General features: G+C 71.8%; 18 protein-coding genes. 10 read left to right on the top strand and 8 right to left on the bottom strand.

Annotated features, from left to right (window positions below):
- Window positions 1-83: 83 nt before the first annotated feature.
- Window positions 84-686 (top strand): DNA-3-methyladenine glycosylase I, encoded by a 603-nt coding sequence (locus tag ACFYY6_RS00090; RefSeq protein ID WP_351627377.1) that lies wholly within the window; start codon window positions 84-86, stop codon window positions 684-686.
- Between the two features lie 104 nt (window positions 687-790).
- On the opposite strand, the gene ACFYY6_RS00085 is transcribed toward ACFYY6_RS00090, so the two are convergent.
- Window positions 791-1,603 (bottom strand): enoyl-CoA hydratase/isomerase family protein, encoded by an 813-nt coding sequence (locus ACFYY6_RS00085; protein WP_389191000.1) that lies wholly within the window; start codon window positions 1,601-1,603, stop codon window positions 791-793.
- Between the two features lie 324 nt (window positions 1,604-1,927).
- On the opposite strand from ACFYY6_RS00085, the gene ACFYY6_RS00080 reads away from it, so the two are divergent.
- Window positions 1,928-2,095: a DUF3117 domain-containing protein gene (locus ACFYY6_RS00080; protein ID WP_003966491.1), complete on the top strand. Its 168-nt coding sequence runs from the start codon at window positions 1,928-1,930 to the stop codon at window positions 2,093-2,095.
- A 223-nt stretch (window positions 2,096-2,318) separates the two neighbouring features.
- Here the strand turns inward: ACFYY6_RS00080 and ACFYY6_RS00075 are convergent, their stop codons facing one another.
- Window positions 2,319-2,984 (bottom strand): O-methyltransferase, encoded by a 666-nt coding sequence (locus ACFYY6_RS00075; RefSeq protein ID WP_388648285.1) that lies wholly within the window; start codon window positions 2,982-2,984, stop codon window positions 2,319-2,321.
- Window positions 2,985-3,163: 179 nt separating this feature from the next.
- On the opposite strand from ACFYY6_RS00075, the gene sigE reads away from it, so the two are divergent.
- The 5 genes from sigE (at window position 3,164) to ACFYY6_RS00050 (ending at window position 8,238) form a co-directional block, all read left to right on the top strand.
- A complete protein-coding gene (sigE, locus tag ACFYY6_RS00070; RefSeq protein ID WP_351524096.1) occupies window positions 3,164-3,928 on the top strand; it encodes an RNA polymerase sigma factor SigE in 765 nt (254 codons plus the stop codon).
- Complete coding sequence (locus ACFYY6_RS00065) at window positions 3,925-5,049, top strand: zf-HC2 domain-containing protein (RefSeq protein WP_389190998.1); 1,125 nt, start codon at window positions 3,925-3,927, stop codon at window positions 5,047-5,049. The genes sigE and ACFYY6_RS00065 overlap by 4 nt, the downstream gene beginning before the upstream one ends.
- Window positions 5,050-5,174: 125 nt before the next feature.
- On the top strand, window positions 5,175-6,875 hold the full coding sequence (locus tag ACFYY6_RS00060; protein WP_389190995.1) for a trypsin-like peptidase domain-containing protein: 1,701 nt from the start codon (window positions 5,175-5,177) through the stop codon (window positions 6,873-6,875).
- 99 nt (window positions 6,876-6,974) lie between these two features.
- On the top strand, window positions 6,975-7,460 hold the full coding sequence (locus ACFYY6_RS00055) for a sec-independent translocase (protein ID WP_351524076.1): 486 nt from the start codon (window positions 6,975-6,977) through the stop codon (window positions 7,458-7,460).
- 118 nt (window positions 7,461-7,578) lie between these two features.
- Entirely contained in the window at window positions 7,579-8,238 is a 660-nt protein-coding gene (locus tag ACFYY6_RS00050; protein ID WP_351524078.1) for a hypothetical protein, read from the top strand.
- A 79-nt stretch (window positions 8,239-8,317) separates the two neighbouring features.
- Here ACFYY6_RS00050 and ACFYY6_RS00045 read toward each other — a convergent pair whose 3' ends face one another.
- From ACFYY6_RS00045 to ACFYY6_RS00035, 3 genes are all read right to left on the bottom strand, one after another.
- Window positions 8,318-9,451: an Mrp/NBP35 family ATP-binding protein gene (locus ACFYY6_RS00045; protein ID WP_389190992.1), complete on the bottom strand. Its 1,134-nt coding sequence runs from the start codon at window positions 9,449-9,451 to the stop codon at window positions 8,318-8,320.
- Window positions 9,452-9,640: 189 nt separating this feature from the next.
- Window positions 9,641-10,207: a DUF1003 domain-containing protein gene (locus ACFYY6_RS00040; protein WP_389190989.1), complete on the bottom strand. Its 567-nt coding sequence runs from the start codon at window positions 10,205-10,207 to the stop codon at window positions 9,641-9,643.
- The gene (locus tag ACFYY6_RS00035; RefSeq protein WP_351524083.1) at window positions 10,197-11,471 is read right to left on the bottom strand and encodes a magnesium transporter MgtE N-terminal domain-containing protein; all 1,275 of its coding nucleotides are present in this window, start codon (window positions 11,469-11,471) and stop codon (window positions 10,197-10,199) included. The genes ACFYY6_RS00040 and ACFYY6_RS00035 overlap by 11 nt, the downstream gene beginning before the upstream one ends.
- A gap of 314 nt (window positions 11,472-11,785) precedes the next feature.
- Here ACFYY6_RS00035 and ACFYY6_RS00030 point away from each other — a divergent pair, with 314 nt between their 5' ends.
- Window positions 11,786-12,550 carry a hypothetical protein gene (locus ACFYY6_RS00030; RefSeq protein ID WP_351524085.1) on the top strand — a complete coding sequence of 255 codons (765 nt, stop codon included), beginning with the start codon at window positions 11,786-11,788 and terminating at the stop codon, window positions 12,548-12,550.
- A gap of 123 nt (window positions 12,551-12,673) precedes the next feature.
- Here ACFYY6_RS00030 and ACFYY6_RS00025 read toward each other — a convergent pair whose 3' ends face one another.
- Window positions 12,674-13,195: a hypothetical protein gene (locus ACFYY6_RS00025; protein WP_351524087.1), complete on the bottom strand. Its 522-nt coding sequence runs from the start codon at window positions 13,193-13,195 to the stop codon at window positions 12,674-12,676.
- Window positions 13,196-13,405: 210 nt separating this feature from the next.
- Complete coding sequence (locus ACFYY6_RS00020; RefSeq protein ID WP_351524089.1) at window positions 13,406-14,521, bottom strand: magnesium and cobalt transport protein CorA; 1,116 nt, start codon at window positions 14,519-14,521, stop codon at window positions 13,406-13,408.
- 409 nt (window positions 14,522-14,930) lie between these two features.
- Between ACFYY6_RS00020 and ACFYY6_RS00015 the strand changes: the two genes are divergently transcribed.
- On the top strand, window positions 14,931-15,551 hold the full coding sequence (locus ACFYY6_RS00015) for a suppressor of fused domain protein (protein WP_386607081.1): 621 nt from the start codon (window positions 14,931-14,933) through the stop codon (window positions 15,549-15,551).
- Between the two features lie 144 nt (window positions 15,552-15,695).
- On the opposite strand, the gene ACFYY6_RS00010 is transcribed toward ACFYY6_RS00015, so the two are convergent.
- On the bottom strand, window positions 15,696-16,928 hold the full coding sequence (locus ACFYY6_RS00010; protein WP_386607080.1) for an MFS transporter: 1,233 nt from the start codon (window positions 16,926-16,928) through the stop codon (window positions 15,696-15,698).
- A 163-nt stretch (window positions 16,929-17,091) separates the two neighbouring features.
- Here ACFYY6_RS00010 and ACFYY6_RS00005 point away from each other — a divergent pair, with 163 nt between their 5' ends.
- A complete protein-coding gene (locus tag ACFYY6_RS00005) occupies window positions 17,092-17,730 on the top strand; it encodes a DUF6758 family protein (RefSeq protein ID WP_351524094.1) in 639 nt (212 codons plus the stop codon).
- Window positions 17,731-17,879 lie beyond the last annotated feature (149 nt).

Genomic DNA, 17,879 nt, shown 5'->3' with positions numbered 1-17,879 from the left:
CCGCAGCAGCACGATTTCCAGCAGACCGACCCACGGCGCCACGAGCCCCGGGGGGCGGAACGACCCGGAGAGGAGCCCCGACGATGAGCGGCGGCACGATGACGGCACCGGACGGCGGCCCGCGCTGCCCGTGGGGGCTCTCCACCGAGGACTACCTCGCGTACCACGACACCGAATGGGGCCGCCCCGTCCACGGCGACGACGCCCTCTTCGAACGGCTCTGCCTGGAGGCGTTCCAGTCGGGCCTGTCCTGGCTGACGATCCTGCGCCGCCGGGAGGGCTTCCGCTCCGCCTTCGCCGGGTTCAAGATCTCCGCCGTGGCGGAGTTCACCGACGCGGACCAGGACCGCCTCCTCGCCGACGCCGGGATCATCCGCAACCGGGCGAAGATCGAGGCGACCCTCGCCAACGCCAAGGTGCTGGCAGGCTGGCGCGACGGCGAACTGGACGAGGTGATCTGGTCCCACGCCCCCGACCCGGTCGGCCGCCCGGTCCCGCGCACCGTCCAGGACGTCCCCGCGGTCACCCCGGAGTCCACGGCGCTCGCCAAGGACCTCAAGAAGCGCGGCCTCCGATTCGTCGGACCGACGACGGCCTACGCCCTGATGCAGGCGTGCGGCCTGGTCGACGACCACCTGGCCGACTGCGTGGCGCGCGGCGGTGGGGCGTCCGGCTCCGCATCCTGACGGAGCCGGAGCCGGAGCCGGGGCGGGGCGGGGCGGAGCCGGATGTCCCACCACCGCGCCGCACCCGGCCGTGCGCACCCGTACGCCGGAGACGGCTCAGCCGGTCACCGGCCGAGGTACTTCGGCTTCTCCTTGTTCAGGAACGCCCGCACCGCGATCGTGTGGTCCTCGGACTTGCCCGCCCTCGTCTGGAGCTCGTCCTCCTTCTCCAGCGCCTCGCTCAGGCCGTGCGAGGCGCCGAAGGCCAGCGACTCCTTGAGCGAGGCGTACGCCACCGTCGGACCGGAGGCCAGGGCGCGGGCCACGGCGACCGCCTCGGCCGCCAGGTCGGCGGCGGGCACCAGCTTGTTCACGATGCCCAGCTCCTGGGCTTCCCGCGCGGAGATCGAACGCGGGAAGAGCAGCAGATCGGCGGCGCGGCTCCGCCCGATCAGCCGGGGCAGCGTCCAGGAGACGCCCGAGTCGGCGGTGAGCGCGACCCCGACGAAGGACGTGTTGAAGGAAGCGGTGTCCGCGACCACCCGGTAGTCGCAGGCGAGCGCGAATCCGAAACCCGCACCGGCGGCGACACCGTTCACCCCGGCCACGACCGGCTTGGGCATTTCGGTGATGGCCCGGACGATCGGGTTGTAGTGCTCCCGCACGGTGCTCAGCGCATTGCCGCCGCCGGACCCGCGGGCCTCGTCGAGCTTCCCGACGTGCTCCTTCAGATCCTGGCCGACGCAGAAGGCGCGCCCCGTCGCGGTGAGCAGCACGGCCCGTACGGCGGTGTCGGCCGCCGCCGACCGCAGGGCGTCGCGCAGCGCGACCTTGACCGAGGTGTCCAGGGCGTTCATCGCGTCGGGGCGGTTGATCGTGATCGTCGCGAGTCCGTCGCTCACGTCGTAGAGCACGCTGTTCGCCGTCTCGTCGGTCATTTCGCCGTCTCCTTCTACGCCTCGGACGATGTGCTGTCCGGGAAAGCATGGCCGACCCGGGTACCGGCGAACATGTGACCTGCGTCTAACAATCGTGCTCGCCCGCGCTCCGGTGAGGGGGCGAAGTGACGGAGTATCGCAGCCTGATCGTCGAATTGGGTGGTTTTGGGAGCGCGCGTTGCGCAAGCGATGCCTACCGATGTTGGTCATTGGGGTCTGTGATGCGGGATAATGGCCAGGAAGCAATGTGTTCGATGCCGGTGACACAGCGCCTGTCATGGGGCCGCCGGTTGCGATGAGCTGGTTTCAGGAAGGGGAACGAGCATGGCGGCCATGAAGCCGCGGACGGGCGACGGCCCGCTCGAGGTGACCAAGGAGGGGCGGGGCATCGTCATGCGCGTTCCGCTCGAAGGCGGCGGTCGGCTTGTCGTGGAGCTGACACCGGACGAGGCCGATGCGCTCGGTGACGCCCTCAAGAAGGTCGTCGGCTGAAGCAGAGGCGCCCACACTTCATCACTACCCCGGCACGGTAGCCCGTGCCGGGGTAGTGACGCTTCGTGACCGGTTTCCCGTCCTCCGTCGCACGACCGCCCACATCCGGTGCCCCGCCGTCACCATGCGGCCGAGGCGATACGCACCGTCCGCGGTCGCACGCTCCGGCGCCCTTGGCCGTACGCTCCGGCCGTGACCCGTCGCGCTCCGCGCGTACGCCGCGTCAGCCCCGCCGCACCGCGCACAGCAGCCCGTTGCCCACCGGCAGCAACGTCCCCATCAGCTCCTGGCTCTCGCGCACCGCCCGCAGCAGCTCCCGCAGCCGCAGTACCTCCGTGGGCTGCGCCGCGGCGTCGACCGTGCGGCCGTCCGCGAAGACGCCCTCGAAGCAGACCAGACCGCCGGGGCGCAACAGGCGCAACGATTCGGCGAGGTAGTCCAGGCTCTCCAGCCGGTCCCCGTCGCAGAACACCAGGTCGTAGCCGCCGTCCGCCAGTCGCGGCAGGACGTCCAGGGCACGCCCGGGGATGAAACGGGCCCGATTGGTGGCGAAGCCCGCCGCGCGGAACGCCTCACGGGCGAACTGCTGGCGCTCGGGCTCCGGATCGACGGTGGTGAGCACCCCGTCGGGCCGCATTCCGTACAGCAGATAGAGTCCGGAGACACCGGTCCCGGTGCCGATTTCGGCCACGGCTTTGGCGTCCGTCGTGGCAGCGAGCAAGCGCAGCGCGGCGCCGGTGCCTGGTGACACCGGGCGGAGCCCCGTCTCCCGGGCCCGGTCCCTGGCCCAGAGCATCGCTTCGTCCTCGGCGACAAAGGCGTCGGCGAACGCCCAGCTCGTCTGCCGGTTGGCGGTAATGACCCTCTCCTGTCCCCGTAGTTGGCGCAACGGTGACTGTATCCGCTGTGCCCGGGAACCCGCAGATGGGACCGGACGTTGTACGGGGGCGGGGAGAGCCCGTGGAAAACGGCCCGGAGGACCGGGCCGGGGCCACGGGGCGCGCTTCCGGGGAGTTCCCCGGCCCCAGCAGGAAAAAGGCTTATCCGGAGCTAACGGGCGAGGTGGTTATGGTAGGGGCTCCGCTGGACACCACCAGAGCCGATAGGGGAGGTGCGGCTGCGCCTGCGGATCGGGGAGGAGCGCTGAAGCGCTTTCTCAGGTCGGCGGGTGAGCCGAAATCCGTGACCGACACCGCTGACCGTTCTTCCGCCACCTTCGCGCCGACCGCGACCTTCGCCTCAGATGCGGACTCCCAGGCGTGGACACCGCCCTCCTGGGAAGAGATCGTCAGCACGCACAGCGGCCGCGTCTACCGTCTCGCCTACCGTCTGACGGGCAACCAGCACGACGCGGAGGACCTCACGCAGGAGGTCTTCGTCCGCGTGTTCCGGTCGCTGTCGACCTATACGCCGGGCACGTTCGAGGGCTGGCTGCACCGCATCACGACCAACCTGTTCCTCGACATGGTCCGCCGCAAGCAGCGGATCCGTTTCGACTCCCTCGGCGACGACGCCGCCGAGCGGCTGCCGAGCCGTGAGCCGTCCCCGCAGCAGGTCTTCAACGACGCCCATTTCGACGCGGACGTGCAGCACGCGCTGGACACCCTCGCGCCCGAGTTCCGTGCCGCCGTGGTGCTCTGCGACATCGAGGGCCTTTCGTACGAGGAGATCGCCGCGACGCTGGGTGTGAAGCTCGGCACCGTGCGCAGCCGCATCCACCGAGGCCGTTCGCACCTGCGCAAGGCGTTGAAGCACCGTTCGCCCGGGGCCCGGCGCGTCGAGCGGCCTTCGCTGGCGGGCGCGATTCTGGCAGGGGAGGGCGGAACCGCGTGAGCGGAACGGGTCCGACCCCCGCGGAACAGCATCTGGGGGACCGGCTCGCCGCGCTTGTCGACGGCGAGCTGAAACACGACGCCCGCGAACGGGTGCTGGCCCACCTCGCGACCTGCGCCAAGTGCAAGGCCGAGGCCGCGGCCCAGCGCCGCCTGAAGAGTGTCTTCGCGCAGTCGGCCCCACCCTCGCCGTCCGAGGGGTTCCTCGCCCGGCTGCAGGGCCTTCCCGGGGGCCCGGGGAATGACGACGACGGCCGGGGAGGACCGTTCGGTGGCTCCGGGCGGCTCGCCGACGGATTCCTGCCCGTGAGCCGTCGGCTCGGCAGCCGTACGGCCACCGGGCGCGGTCCGGGGCTCGGCGACTTCGGCCACCTCCCGGACGACCGGCTCGGCTCCACCGCCGTCCTCCCGCGCGCAACCGCCCGCGAGGATTTCCGGCTGCCCGCCGGTTCCACGCGTGCGGGCTTCCGGCTGCCTGGCGGGGCCGCCCGCACGGGCTTCCGGATCCACGAGGTCGGCCGCGAGCCGGACCGGGCGGCGTCGCGCGGCCGGAGGTTCGCCTTCGCCGCCGCCGGCGCCGTGTCGCTGGCGGCCATCGCCCTCGGCGGCGCCCTTCAGACGGGAGCCGGTACCAGCACCCCGGCCAGGGCGGCCGGCGCCGGGAACACCGTGACCCCGCTCGACACCGCCCGCGGCGAGAGCGGCGGCTCGGCCGGCCGTCGCGGCGGAAGCGGTCAGAGCGCCCCCACCACGACGGAGACGTACGACCGCGCGGGCACCCCCGCCGCCCCGCCGACCGTGCCGGTGACCACACCGGCGCCCTACGCCGCTTCCGCGCTCTCCGCCTCCACCAACCGCCTCCCGGTTCTCTCGGACCTCTCCGGGGGCCCGGGGCTCCTGCACAACACCCTCGACGTCCAGGCCCTGCCCCAGGTGTCGGCGCCGCCGCTGATACGTCCGACCGGGACCACCCCGCTGTTCGCCCAGGTGCTGGGACGGCTCGCCCCGACGCCGTCGCCGACGGCACCCGTGCCGTCCGTGCCGCCGTCCTGGACGCCTCCTCCGGCCACGGCTCTTCCGACCTCCGCGGACCAGGGCACGCCGCTCTCCTCCCGGCGGTGAACGCCACCCGGCGCTGAACGAGGTCTGCGCAGACAATCGCAAACCTGGTTGAATTCCGGGTGGAGTTCCGGGAGGGGCGCCCCGCCCGGGGCGCGGTGCCCGGTCGCGGCAGTTGCGGGGAGAACATGGAAGACGCGAAGTCCACCGGGCCGAAGGCGAAGTGGTGGAGCCGGCCCGCGCCGGAGCATGCCACCCGCCCTGAGCCGGACGGGCCGTCGTCCCCGCAGGACGCCCCGCGGCCCGCCGACACGCCGGAGGCCGCGACCATTTCGCACCTGGCGCACATGGACCCTCCGGCCGACTCCGGGTCCCCGTCTCCGGGGGCGTTCCCGTCCCCCGAGGCCGGGCCCGGGGCGCCCGTACCGGCGGCGCAGCCGATGCGGCCGCTGCACGAGCCCGACGAGTACAGCACCCCGCCGTACGGGGAACCCGGCCCCTGGGCGCCCGCGCCCCCCGTGCAGCGGCCGGTCCCGACCCCGGCACACGGCACCCCTGTGCCCCCGCCGTACGCGGGGACGAACGGAGCGGGCATCAGTACCGCACCGGCGCCCGGCTTCACGCCCCCGGCGCCCCCGCTCCCGCAGCCCGGTGCCCAGCCGGCGCCGTCGGCACCCCCGGCCCAGTCGACGCAGTGGCTCCAGTACGACCCCTGGGGTGACCCGCGCCGGCCGCTGACCCACCCCGGCCCGCCGCTCGGCGCCGACGGCGGGAGCAGGAAGAAGCGCCGGGGTTCCGTCCTCGTCGGCGCGCTGCTGCTCGCCCTGGTGGCGGGCGGGATCGGCGGCGGGGTCGGCGCCTACGTCGAGCGCAACGGCGGCCTCACCCGCGTCGAACTCCCGCAGGCCGGCCGGAACGACGGCGGCCGGGCCCCCGACAGCGTCGCGGGCATCGCCGCCAGCGCCCTGCCCAGCGTGGTCACGCTCCACGTCAGCGGTACCAGCGAAGCGGGCACCGGCACCGGCTTCGTGCTCGACAAGTCCGGCCACATCCTCACCAACAACCACGTGGTGGCCCCCGCCGGTTCCGCCGGCCGGATCACCGTGACGTTCAGCGGCGGCGAGACCGCACGCGCCGAGGTCGTCGGCAAGGACAGCGGCTACGACCTCGCGGTGGTCAAGGTCACCGGCGTGTCCGGCCTCAAGCCGCTGCCGCTGGGCAACTCCGACAACGTGCGGGTCGGTGACCCCGTGGTGGCCATCGGCGCCCCCTTCGAGCTGTCCAACACGGTGACCTCGGGCATCATCAGCGCCAAGGACCGCCCGATCACCGCGGGCGGCGAGAAGGGCGACGGCAGCGACATCAGCTACGTCGACGCGCTGCAGACCGACGCCCCGATCAACCCCGGCAACTCCGGCGGACCGCTCGTCGACACCGACGCACATGTCATAGGCATCAACAGCGCCATCCGCGCCGCCGACGGCGGCTCCGGCACCGACGGCGGACAGTCGGGGTCCATCGGGCTCGGCTTCGCCATACCGATCAACCAGGGCAAGCGCGTGGCCGAGGAGCTGATCAACACCGGCAGGGCCACGCACCCCGTGATCGGTGTCACGCTCGACATGAAGTACACCGGCGACGGCGCCAAGGTCGGGGCCGAGGGCGCGGAGGGCAAGCCCGCGGTGACGCCCGGCGGGCCCGGCGCCAAGGCCGGGATCAGGCCGGGTGACGTCATCACCGAGGTCGACGGCCGACGGGTGCACAGCGCTGAGGAACTGATCGTGAAGATCCGGGCACACCGGCCCGGCGACCGTCTGGACCTCGGGCTGACCCGCGGTGGTAAAGAGCTGTCCATCTCTGTGACGCTCGGGTCGGCAACCGGCGGCTGACGGCCGTGGGGCGCTACCGCGCGGACAGTCACGGCGGGTACCGTGGAGCGGGTCCGGACCGCAACCGCCCTGGTCGCGGAGAACACGAGGAGCGACAAGGTGTTCAATGACATAGGCGTCATGGAGCTGCTGACGCTCGCGATCCTCGGCATGCTGATCTTCGGCCCGGACAAGCTGCCCAAGGTCATTCAGGACGCCTCACGCTTCATCCGCAAGGTCCGCGAGTTCTCGGAGAGCGCCAAGCACGACATCCGCGCGGAGCTGGGGCCGGAGTTCAAGGACTTCGAGTTCGAGGACCTCAACCCCAAGACGTTCGTCCGCAAGCAGCTCATGGCGGGCGAGGACGAGCTCGGGCTGAAGGAGATCCGCGAGAGCTTCGACCTGCGCAAGGACCTGTCCGAGGTCACCGACGCGGTGAACGGCAGGGAGCCCGCGGCCGTGGAATCCGCCGACTCCCTCGGCGGCGCGTCGAGCGGTTCGGCGATCGGCGGTGCGGGTGGGTCCGCCGGCACTCCGGACCTGCTCAAGAAGCGTCCGCAGCCCGTGAAGGACGATCACCCGCCGTTCGACGCCGACGCCACCTGACGGTGGTCAATCCCGGGTCGTCCGGACGCTATGGCTATTCTCCATCTGTCCGGTTGTGAGGACGCCCGCGGGGGGCGGGCCGCTCCGGACCCCATGGATCGAGGAGGCGGCCGGGCAGATGGAGACGACCAGTCGGGTGGGCGCGGAGGACGCGCCGGGCACAGTCACCGCCGAGGGGAAGTCGGCTGCCCGGCGCATGGTCGATGGTTTCCTGGCCGCTCCGTTTCCCTGGTACGGACTGGACGGCGCCTTCACCGGACCGCGCCGGCTGGTGCAGATCGGCGCCGCGGCGGACGGCCCGGTGCGGCACGGTTCCATCGGCCACGGCGACGAGCCGTCGGTACGCACCGACGCGGGTGGTGAACGGCAGCGGTTCGCGGTCGTCGTGACAGTGGCCGGCGGCCCCGAACAGCGCAGCGGCGACGGCACCGGACTGCTGGACGCAACGACGGTCGCCTCCGCCGCCTGGCTGGCCGGGTCCGGGCTGCTCGCCTGCACCTGGCCCGCTCATCTGGACCACGCGCTGCGCGACGACTGGCTGAGCCAGCAGACGGAGACGGCGTTCGAACTCGCCGACGATCTGGACGGGCCCGCGTGGTCGACGCTGTCCCTGCCGGTGGACGGCGTCCCGGTGCCGTTCCACTACCGCGAGTCCGAGTTCGGCTGGGTGCTGGCGGGGTCGGCGCCCGGCGAGGTGCACATCGGCGCGTACGGGCGCGGGATGAGCGCGTACGGGCTGGGTTTCTCGGTCGTCGAGGACATCACGGCGTACACGTAGCGGATGGCGCGGGCCCGTTGCATGCGCGCGAGCGCGTACAGCGGGCCCGCCTCCGGTGAGCGGTCCAGCGGGCCGCCGCTCAGAACTTGTTGCGCGGGGTGATGCCCAGGGACATGCCGGACAGTCCGCGACGGCGGTTGCCGAGCTTGTCCGCGATGGTGCGCAGAGCCTTGCCGGCGGGGGAGTCGGGGTCGGACAGGACGACCGGCTCGCCCTCGTCGCCGCCCTCGCGCAGCCGCACGTCGATCGGGATGGAGCCGAGCACCGGCACCTCCGCGCCGACCGTCCGTGTCAGTCCCTCAGCGACCTTCGCGCCGCCGCCCGTACCGAACACGTCGACCATCTCGCCGCAGTGCGGACACGGCATGCCCGACATGTTCTCGACGACGCCGGCGATCTTCTGGTGCGTCTGCACGGCGATCGCCCCGGCTCGCTCGGCGACCTCGGCCGCCGCCTGCTGCGGCGTCGTGACGACGAGGATCTCGGCGTTCGGCACGAGCTGCGCGACCGAGATCGCGATGTCGCCCGTCCCCGGCGGCAGGTCGAGCAGCAGGACGTCCAGGTCGCCCCAGTACACGTCGGCGAGGAACTGCTGCAGCGCGCGGTGCAGCATCGGCCCGCGCCACACCACCGGAGCGTTGCCCGGGGTGAACATGCCGATGGAGATGACCTTCACGCCGTTCGCCGACGGCGGCATGATCATGTTCTCGACCTGGGTCGGCTTCCCGCTGGCGCCGAGCATCCGGGGCACGCTGTGGCCGTAGATGTCGGCGTCCACGACACCGACCTTGAGGCCGTCGGCCGCCATCGCGGCCGCCAGGTTCACCGTGACCGACGACTTGCCGACGCCGCCCTTGCCGGACGCGACCGCGTAGACCCGGGTCAGCGAGCCCGGCTTGGCGAACGGCACCTCGCGCTCGGCCGTGCCGCCGCGCAGCGAGGCCGCCAGTTCCTTGCGTTGCTCGTCGCTCATCACGTCGAGCGTGACGTCGACCCGCGAGACGCCCTCCACGCGGGCGACCGCTTCGGTCACGCTCTTGGTGATCGTCTCGCGCATCGGGCAGCCCGAAACCGTGAGATAGACCGTGACAGCGACCGCACCGTCAGCGCCGACCTCGACCGATTTCACCATGCCGAGTTCGGTGATCGGGCGGTGGATCTCCGGGTCGTTCACCGTCGCCAGTGCCTCGCGCACCGCGTCTTCCGTAGCCATACATCGATAGTACGGGTGCGCGCAGCGCTCGTTGTGGGTGGTGGCGGGCGACGGGCGGGAGGGTGCGCGCAGCGCTCGTTGTGGGTGGTGGCGGGCGACGGGCGGGAGGGTGCGCGCAGCGCTCGTTGTGGGTGGTGGTGGGCGACGGGCGGGCCTGCGGCGCCTGGCGCTACGCGCGAGTAGCGGCCCTCAGCGGTCTTCGTCACTCCCGTCCGCGTGAGCCGGGGGGCGGCCGCGCCGGTCGTCCAGGTACCTGACGAGATCCTCCAGCTCGGAGCGGATCCAGTCCCGGGTGGCGACCTCGCCCAGCCCCATCCGCAGGGTCGCGATCTCCCGGGTGAGGAACTCGGTGTCCGCGATGGAGCGCTCGTTCTGCTTGCGGTCCTGCTCGTAGGTGACCCGGTCGCGGTCGGTCTGCCGGTTCTGCGCGAGCAGGATCAGCGGGGCCGCGTACGACGCCTGGAGCGACAGCATGAGCGTCAGGAAGATGAACGGGTACGGGTCGAACCGCCAGGCGGGCGGCGCGAAGACGTTCCATGTCAGCCAGGCGAAGATGAACAGTGTCATCCAGGCGATGAAGCGCCAGGTGCCCAGGAAGCGGGCGATCCGCTCGGAGAGCCGGCCGAAACTCTCGGGGTCGTACTCGGGCAGCAGTCTCGGCCGCGGGGTCTTCGGCTGGTCCAGCCGGTAGCGGGGCGGGCGCACGATGCCCGAGGCACCGGTCGTCGCGGCCTTCGCGCGGTCCTCACCGGCCATGGGCGGCCTCCCCCTCGCCGCGGAAGTCGGCCTCCCGCCAGTCCTCGGGCAGCAGATGGTCGAGCACGTCGTCGACGGTCACCGCGCCGAGCAGCGAACCGCTCTCGTCCACGACCGGCACCGAGACCAGGTTGTACGCGGCCAGATAGCTCGTCACGGCCGGCAGCGGGGTGTCCGGGGTCAGCGGGACGAGATCGCTGTCGACGATCGAACCCACCAGGGCGTACGGCGGGTCCCGCAGCAGCCGCTGGAAGTGCACGGTGCCCAGGTACTTGCCGGTCGGGGTCTCGTCCGGCGACCGGCACACGTACACCTGCGCGGCGAGCGCCGGGGACAGGTCCGCCTGCCGGACCCGGGCGAGCGCGTCGGCGACCGTCGCGTCCGGCCGCAGGATGATCGGCTCGGTCGTCATCAGACCGCCCGCCGTCCGCTCCTCGTACGACATCAGGCGCCGCACGTCCGCCGCGTCGCCCGGGCGCATCAGTGCCAGCAGCCGCTCCTTGTCCTCCTCGGGCAGCTCGGACAGCAGGTCGGCCGCATCGTCCGGGTCCATGGCCTCCAGGACGTCGGCCGCGCGCTCCTCCTGGAGCTTGCCGATGATCTCCACCTGGTCGTCCCCGGGCAGCTCCTCCAGGACGTCGGCGAGCCGCTCATCGTCCAGCGCGGCGGCGACCTCGGCCCGCCGCTTCGGCGACAGGTGGTGCAGCGCGCTCGCCACGTCGGTCGGGCGCAGCCGCTCGAACGTGGCGACCAGGGACTCGGCGCCCTGCCCCTCCTCCTCCAGCGAGAACCCGCTGACCGCCGACCACTCGACCGTCAGCGTCTCTCCTTTGCGCCGCAGTGCCCCGCCCCGGCCCCTGCGCACGAAGTACTTGTCGATCTCCCAGTCGCGGCGGGCCGGCAACTGCTGGATGGCGACGTCGAGGACGGTGACCTCCTCGCCGGTCTCCACGAGCCGGACGCGCCGGTCCAGGAACTCGCCGAGCACCAGCCGCTCGGTCGGGCGCTGCTCGAAGCGGCGCATGTTGACCACGCCGGTGGTGATGACCTGACCGGACTCGATCCCCGTGACACGGGTCATCGGAAGGAAGATCCGGCGCCTGGTCAGCACCTCGACGACGAGACCGAGCAGCCGGGGCGGCCGCCCGCCGACGCGCAGCATCGCGACCAGGTCGCGCACCCGGCCCACCTGGTCGCCGTTGGGGTCGAAGACCGGGACGCCGGCGAGATGCGAGACGAAGACCCTGGGGGCGCCTGCCGCCATGGTGCGTCTCCTTCTTCCGTCTCTTCCGGGGACGACTCCGACCGTGAACGGTTCGGCCGGGTACGACTCCGGCGCGTACGGCTTCGTGATCTCTTCCGTGTACGACTTCGTCGTCCAGCCTGTTTGGCCGTCAATCATCCGTTATGACGGGATCAGGCTAGCCCGTGCCGCTCCGTGCCGCTCCGGCGGAGCGGTCCGTACGACTCCCTGCGGGACGGTGTGATCGGCACGGGTACGCTGCGGTCTGCCACCCCACCATGCGGGTGAACCGCCGCACAGGTGAACCGCCACGCAGACGAGAGGCAGTGCGTCCAGTGACCGATTCCGTGCCGCCCGCCCGGGCCCGATGCCGGACCGCCCTCGGTGTCGTGCTCTGCGCGGGGCTGTCCGTCGCCCTCACGGCATGCGCGGGCGAGGACCCGGACAAGGGGACCAACGGCGTCGGCAAGCTCTCCGCCGAGCGGATCGAGAAGAAGGCGCGGACCGCCGCGGACGGCGCCGACGCGGTGCACCTCGCGGGGACGCTGGTCGGCAAGGACGGCACGTACAAGCTGGACATGCGGCTCAAGGACAAGGGCGGCACCGGCTCCGTCGCCTCGAAGGACAGCACCTTCGAGCTGCTGCGGATCGGTGACGAGCTCTACCTCAAGGCGAACGCCGCGTTCTGGAGCCACGAGGAGAAGCCCGGGGCGGACACCGCGGCGGGCGGGGACGCCGCCGACAAGCTCCAGAACAAGTACGTCAAAGTGCCGCAGGACGACCCCACGTACAAGCAGCTGCGCGGTTTCACGGACAAGAAGACCCTGCTCGACGGGGTGCTCACGCTGCACGGCACGCTCAACAAGGGCGACCGGACGAAGGTCGGGCAGGTCCGCACCGTCCAGATCACGGGCGGCAAGGGCGAGGGCGGCACGCTCGATGTCGCCCTGGAGGGCACGCCGTACCCGCTGCGGTTCGCACGCGGCGGAGGCGGCGGGACCGTGACGCTGTCGGAGTGGGGCCGGGAATTCCCACTGGAGGCGCCCACGGAGCGGGACACGGTCGACTACGGCAAGCAGTTGCCCAGGACATCGCCCTGAGCCCGGGCCGGGCCCGATGCCCGTCACGTGCGCGGCACGGGACGGCCGGGGGCGCGCCCGGCGTTCGCCACATGCGCGGCAGGGGACGGGGCACGGGTCCGGGGCAGGCACCCGCGTCGGCGGTCAGCCCTTGCGTCCGCGCTTCAGCAGCCGCGGCAGCCCGGCCGGCACCGGCCGCCGGGTGGTCGCGGGCGTCGGCAGCGGCGCCGCGGCCAGCGAGCCGTCCGGCAGCCCGGTGCGGACCTCGCCGGGAACCAGGCGCAGCACCCGGCACTCACGCGCCCACCGCTCCGGCACGCGCTCGGCGTCCGGCGCGTTCAGCCGCTTGTTCCTGAGCTCGCCGACGGCGGCCTCCCACTCATCGGAGTGCGGCGCCAGCTCCGTCACGGTGGCCGTCCAGGCGACCAGTCGGCCGCCCTTGTCCTTGCTGCGCACGGTCACCTCGGCGGCGGACCCGTCGGTGAGACCGGCCGGGAACGGCTGCTCGCCGGGGCCGTCGCCCACCAGATACGCCGCGCCCTCGTGCCAGACGTGCCACAGGGCCCGGGCGGGGCCGGTGCCCCGCACCCAGACGAGACCGGACTTCTTGGTGGCCTCCTCGACCAGGGCCCGGTCCAACGGCGCGTCGGCGGCAGCAGCAGTCATGACCCGAACTCTATTCGCAAACCGGGGACGGTCCCTCATGGGACGGCGGTTCCGGCGACGGTCCGCTCCGGAATCGGTGGCGGCCGGAGCCGACGACGCGGGTCTGCGGCCTGCCGTGCGCCCGAGCGTCCCCGGAGCCGGTGACGCGGTCGGGAGCCGGCCCGTCGCGCCTTGACGCGCCCGGAGCCGGGCCCGTGTGCCTGAGCGTGCTCAGAGCCAGCCGTTGCGCTTGAGCGTGCGGTGGATCGAGAAGCAGACCACCCCGATGACGCCCAGCACCATCGGATAGCCGTACTTCCAGCCCAGCTCGGGCATGTGCTTGAAGTTCATGCCGTAGACGCCGCAGATCATCGTCGGCACGGCGACGATGGCCGCCCAGGACGTGATCTTGCGCATGTCCTCGTTCTGCGCGACGGTCGCCTGCGCGAGGCTGGCCTGGAGGATCGAGTTCAGCAGTTCGTCGAAGCCGATGACCTCTTCGTGCACCCGTGCCAGATGGTCGGCGACGTCGCGGAAGTACTTCTGGATGTCGGGGTCGATGAGCCGCATCGGCCGTTCGCTCAGCAGCTGCATCGGCCGCAGCAGCGGCGAGACGGCCCGCTTGAACTGCAGGACCTCGCGCTTGAGCTGGTAGATCCGGCCCGCGTCCGAGCCGCGCGGACTGCCCTTCGTGGGGGTGGAGAAGACCTCGGTCTCCACCTCGTCGATGTCCTCCTGCACGGCGCCCGCCACCGCGATGTAGCCGTCTACGACGTGGTCCGCGAGGGAGTGCAGGACCGCGGAGGGGCCCTTGGCCAGCAGTTCGGGGTCGTCCTGGAGCCGGTGCCGCAGCGCGCGCAGCGAGCCGTGGCCGCCGTGCCGGACGGTGATGACGAAGTCCCGGCCGGTGAAGCACATCACCTCGCCGGTCTCCACGACCTCGCTGGTCGCGGTGAGTTCGGCGTGCTCGACGTAGTGGATGGTCTTGAAGACGGTGAACAGCGTGTCGTCGTACCGCTCCAGCTTCGGCCGCTGGTGGGCGTGGACCGCGTCCTCGACGGCGAGCGGGTGGAGGCCGAACTCCTGGGCGATACCGGCGAATTCCTCCTCGGTCGGCTCGTGCAGACCGATCCAGGCGAAGCCGCCCGACTTCCGCACCTGGAGCATCGCCTCGTGCGGGGTGCGGCAGGCGCCGTCCTCCACCCTGCGACCGTCGCGGTAGACCGCGCAGTCCACGACCGCGCTGGAGGCGGACGGGTCGCGAGTGGCGTCGTAGACGTGGTGAATGGCGTTGTTCCTGCGCAGGGACGGACGCACGGCGGCGCGCAGATCGCGGATCATCGACATGGCTGACTCCTTCACGGAGGGCCGTCGTCGGGCGCGTGGAACAGCCCGGAACGAGGACGTGGGATCACGTCCGCAAAGCGGGCGGCACCGGGGCGACACGAGGACGGCGGTCGCTACGGACAGGCAGAAAAGGGGTGCTCTTCCGTCGTACGCGATGCCTTGGACCCTGACCGGGAAGGCTTCAGATCACCGGGGAGAGGGTGTGGGGCGGAAGAGCGGTCGTACTGCACGATCGACTTCGATCCATGGCAGCCCCACCTCCTCCAGCCGGTCCCCCGTGGGGGATGACGTGTCGTCGGGACCGAGAGGAACGCTTCTGCGTTACGCCCCGACCAGCGGCCAACACTATCAGCCGCCCGAGGGTCAATCCCTTACTTTGCCCATTCCATACGCGTCCTATGCTCGCTGGATGGGAGAAATTCTTGCTCTGGTCGAGGCCCGGCTGCTGACGGCCCTCGGCGAACCGGACGCGCGGGCCGCGGTGACCTTTCTCGGTACCGACCGGATCGAGGTGCTCCGCTTCATCGACGGCGATGTGGTGCGCTATGCCACGCTCGGCATGTCCGCGCACCCCATGACGGATCCGACCGCCACCCTCGTGGACCCGGTGAAGGGCCCGCGCGCCGAACTGCTGCTGTCCGTGCGCGCCGGACTCGCCGACACGGACAAGGTGCTGCGCCCACTGGCGGTGCTGGCCGCCTCTCCGCAGGTCGAGGGGGTGATCGTGGCGCCCGGCGGCTCGCTGGAGACCGGTGAACCGCTCTGGCCCGGGGCGCCGTTCAGCTCCGTGCTGGTCGCGGAGCCGGGCGGTCTGGTCGAGGACCTGGAGCTGGACCTCGGCCCGGACGAGGGGGCGAACGCCACGGGTTCCGGGACGGACCCGGTGCGGTTCCTGCCGCTGCTGCCGATGACGGCCAACGAGGCCGCGTGGAAGCGGGTCCGCGGCGCACAGGCGCTCCAGGAGCGGTGGCTCTCGCACGGCACGGATCTGCGGGATCCGCTGCGTGGCTCCGTACCGCTGGACGCGTAGCGCTCGTACCGGGCCTCGTGCACGCGGCTCGGTCGGCACGAGGTCCCACCGCGCGGGGATCTGCCGACGCGACGCCCCGCCCGCGACCGGGAGGTGGAGTCGCCGACGGGGCCGAGGGGGGCGGGCCCGGGGGCGTGACGGAGCTCAGTCGGTGAAGGCCGCGACACCGTCCTCGGTGGCGTGCCGGGGCTCCAGCTCCCGCGCCTCGTGCGTCAGCGCCGTACGCCGGGCCAGGACGACGGCCGCGCCGATCACGGCCGTGGCCGCGGCGACCACGAACGGTATGTGGACATTGCTCCACTCCTCGATCTTCGGGGCGAGGTACGGGGCGGCCGCCGCGGCGAACCAGCGGACGAAGTTGTAGCCCGCGCTCGCCACTGGGCGCGGTGCGTCCGACACTCCGAGCGCCAGCTCCGTGTAGACCGTGTTGTTCATGCCGATGAAGGCGCCGGAGACGATCGTGCCGACGACGGCGGCGGTGTGGTCGCCGTACCCCAGGACCAGCAGGTCGACGGCGAGCAGCACCAGCGAGACGCCGAGCACCTTCAACGAGCCGAAGCGCTTCTGGAGCCGCGGCGCCACAAGCACCGAGAAGACCGCGAGCAGCAGCCCCCAGGCGAAGAAGACCGCGCCCGAGCGGTACGGCGTCATGTCCAGTACGAACGGCGTGAACGCCAGGATCGTGAAGAACGCGTAGTTGTAGAAGAACGCCGAGGCCGCGACGGAGGCGAGGCCGCCGTGACCGAGCGCCCGGACCGGGTCCAGCAGCGAGGTCTTCCGGGCGGGCCTGGGCTGCTCCTTCAGGAACGCCGTGATGCAGATGAACCCGATCGCCATCAGCGCGGCCGTGCCGAAGAACGGGTAGCGCCAGCTGGCGTCACCGAGCAGGGCGCCGAGCAGCGGCCCGCACGCCATGCCCAGGCCGAGCGCCGATTCGTACAGCAGGATCGCCGCCGCGCTGCCGCCCGCCGCCGCGCCGACGATCACGGCGAGCGAGGTCGACACGAACAGGGCGTTGCCCAGACCCCAGCCGGCCCGGAAGCCGACGAGTTCGCCGACGGACGACGAGGTGCCGGACAGCGCCGCGAAGACCACCACGAGCGCCAGACCGGCCAGCAGCGTCCTGCGTCCGCCGATCCGGCTGGACACGAAGCCGGTGACGAGCATCGCCACGGCGGTGATCAGGAAGTACGAGGTGAACAGGAGCGATACCTGACTCGGCGTCGCCTCCAGGCCCTTGGCGATGGACGGCAGGATCGGGTCCACCAGACCAATGCCCATGAAGGCGACGACCGACGCGCCCGCGGTGGCCCAGACGGCCTTCGGCTGGCGCAGGATGCCGCCTGCTCCCTGATCGAACGGATCCTCTCCCTGCATGGGGCTTCTCGCTCTCCACTAGGTCACCAGTTCGTTGTGCGCCCCACAGAGTAAGTTAGAGAGACTAATAAATGCAAGTTACATCTATTTTCCCTGGTGAGGCCGTGCCGCGGACGGTTGATCGCCTTGACGCGGCGGCGGTCCTGGAGGACCGTTGGTCGCTATGAGGGGCGAACCCAGTTGCCCGAAGTGCGGAGGCCGGGTCAGGGCGCCCGGTCTTTTCGCCGACACCTGGCAGTGCTCCGTGCACGGCGGTGTGTATCCGCTGCAGCCGGTCGTGCCGCCCAGCGTCGAGGCGCTGGGCGTGGTCGTGCGCCGGGCCCGGGTGCCGGTGTGGATGCCCTGGCCGCTGCCGGTGGGCTGGCTGTACACCGGTGTCGCGAGCGCGGGCGACGAACGCAGCGGCGGCCGGGCGACCGCCGTCGCCTGCTCCGGACCCGGCCCGGTCGGCGGCATGGGGGAGCTGCTGCTCGTCACCGAGGAGCTCGGCGTGGGCCTCGGGGCGCGGTACGCCGGTGTCGAAGGACCGGACCCCGGCCCGTACCTGGACGTCGACGGACCGCCCGACGTCAAGATGCTCGCCGCCGGACGTCCCACCCCGCTCTGGCACGTCAAGGGTGCCCCCGAGGACCGCGCGGTCTTCGCGGGCGAGGCGCGTGGGCTCTGGCTCTGGGCGATCGTCTGGCCCGAGCAGTCGGGGCTGCTGATGTACGACGAGCTGGTGCTCGCGGATCTGCGGGAGGCCGGGGGAGAGATGGACCTCGTGCCGTGCGGGGCGCTCACGCCCCGTCTGCTCGACTAGTGCCGCTCCGGGCAAACCTTGCCGGTCACGGCACTACTGAACTTGAATTCGTGATGTCGGTCAGTCGTCCATAATCAGGTCGGTGCTGGCGAGGCATCCGTCGACCAGGTCCGGGCGGTACTGGATCTGCTTGAGCCTGTGCTTGACGG

The organism is Streptomyces sp. NPDC001750 (assembly GCF_042892615.1).
Lineage (GTDB): Bacteria > Actinomycetota > Actinomycetes > Streptomycetales > Streptomycetaceae > Streptomyces.
The sequence above is the reverse complement of the archived record's forward strand: the minus strand, read 5'-3'. Positions and strand labels throughout refer to the sequence as shown.

What these genes read in the sequence shown, in the direction of transcription:
- ACFYY6_RS00090 (WP_351627377.1), top strand. Translation starts at nt 84, where the DNA reads ATGAGCGGCGGCACGATGACGGCACCGGACGGCGGCCCGCGCTGCCCG.
- ACFYY6_RS00085 (WP_389191000.1), bottom strand. Translation starts at nt 1,603, where the DNA reads ATGACCGACGAGACGGCGAACAGCGTGCTCTACGACGTGAGCGACGGA.
- ACFYY6_RS00080 (WP_003966491.1), top strand. Translation starts at nt 1,928, where the DNA reads ATGGCGGCCATGAAGCCGCGGACGGGCGACGGCCCGCTCGAGGTGACC.
- sigE (WP_351524096.1), top strand. Translation starts at nt 3,164, where the DNA reads ATGGTAGGGGCTCCGCTGGACACCACCAGAGCCGATAGGGGAGGTGCG.
- ACFYY6_RS00060 (WP_389190995.1), top strand. Translation starts at nt 5,175, where the DNA reads ATGGAAGACGCGAAGTCCACCGGGCCGAAGGCGAAGTGGTGGAGCCGG.
- ACFYY6_RS00050 (WP_351524078.1), top strand. Translation starts at nt 7,579, where the DNA reads ATGGAGACGACCAGTCGGGTGGGCGCGGAGGACGCGCCGGGCACAGTC.
- ACFYY6_RS00045 (WP_389190992.1), bottom strand. Translation starts at nt 9,451, where the DNA reads ATGGCTACGGAAGACGCGGTGCGCGAGGCACTGGCGACGGTGAACGAC.
- ACFYY6_RS00040 (WP_389190989.1), bottom strand. Translation starts at nt 10,207, where the DNA reads ATGGCCGGTGAGGACCGCGCGAAGGCCGCGACGACCGGTGCCTCGGGC.
- ACFYY6_RS00035 (WP_351524083.1), bottom strand. Translation starts at nt 11,471, where the DNA reads ATGGCGGCAGGCGCCCCCAGGGTCTTCGTCTCGCATCTCGCCGGCGTC.
- ACFYY6_RS00025 (WP_351524087.1), bottom strand. Translation starts at nt 13,195, where the DNA reads ATGACTGCTGCTGCCGCCGACGCGCCGTTGGACCGGGCCCTGGTCGAG.
- ACFYY6_RS00020 (WP_351524089.1), bottom strand. Translation starts at nt 14,521, where the DNA reads ATGTCGATGATCCGCGATCTGCGCGCCGCCGTGCGTCCGTCCCTGCGC.
- ACFYY6_RS00015 (WP_386607081.1), top strand. Translation starts at nt 14,931, where the DNA reads ATGGGAGAAATTCTTGCTCTGGTCGAGGCCCGGCTGCTGACGGCCCTC.
- ACFYY6_RS00010 (WP_386607080.1), bottom strand. Translation starts at nt 16,928, where the DNA reads ATGCAGGGAGAGGATCCGTTCGATCAGGGAGCAGGCGGCATCCTGCGC.
- ACFYY6_RS00005 (WP_351524094.1), top strand. Translation starts at nt 17,092, where the DNA reads ATGAGGGGCGAACCCAGTTGCCCGAAGTGCGGAGGCCGGGTCAGGGCG.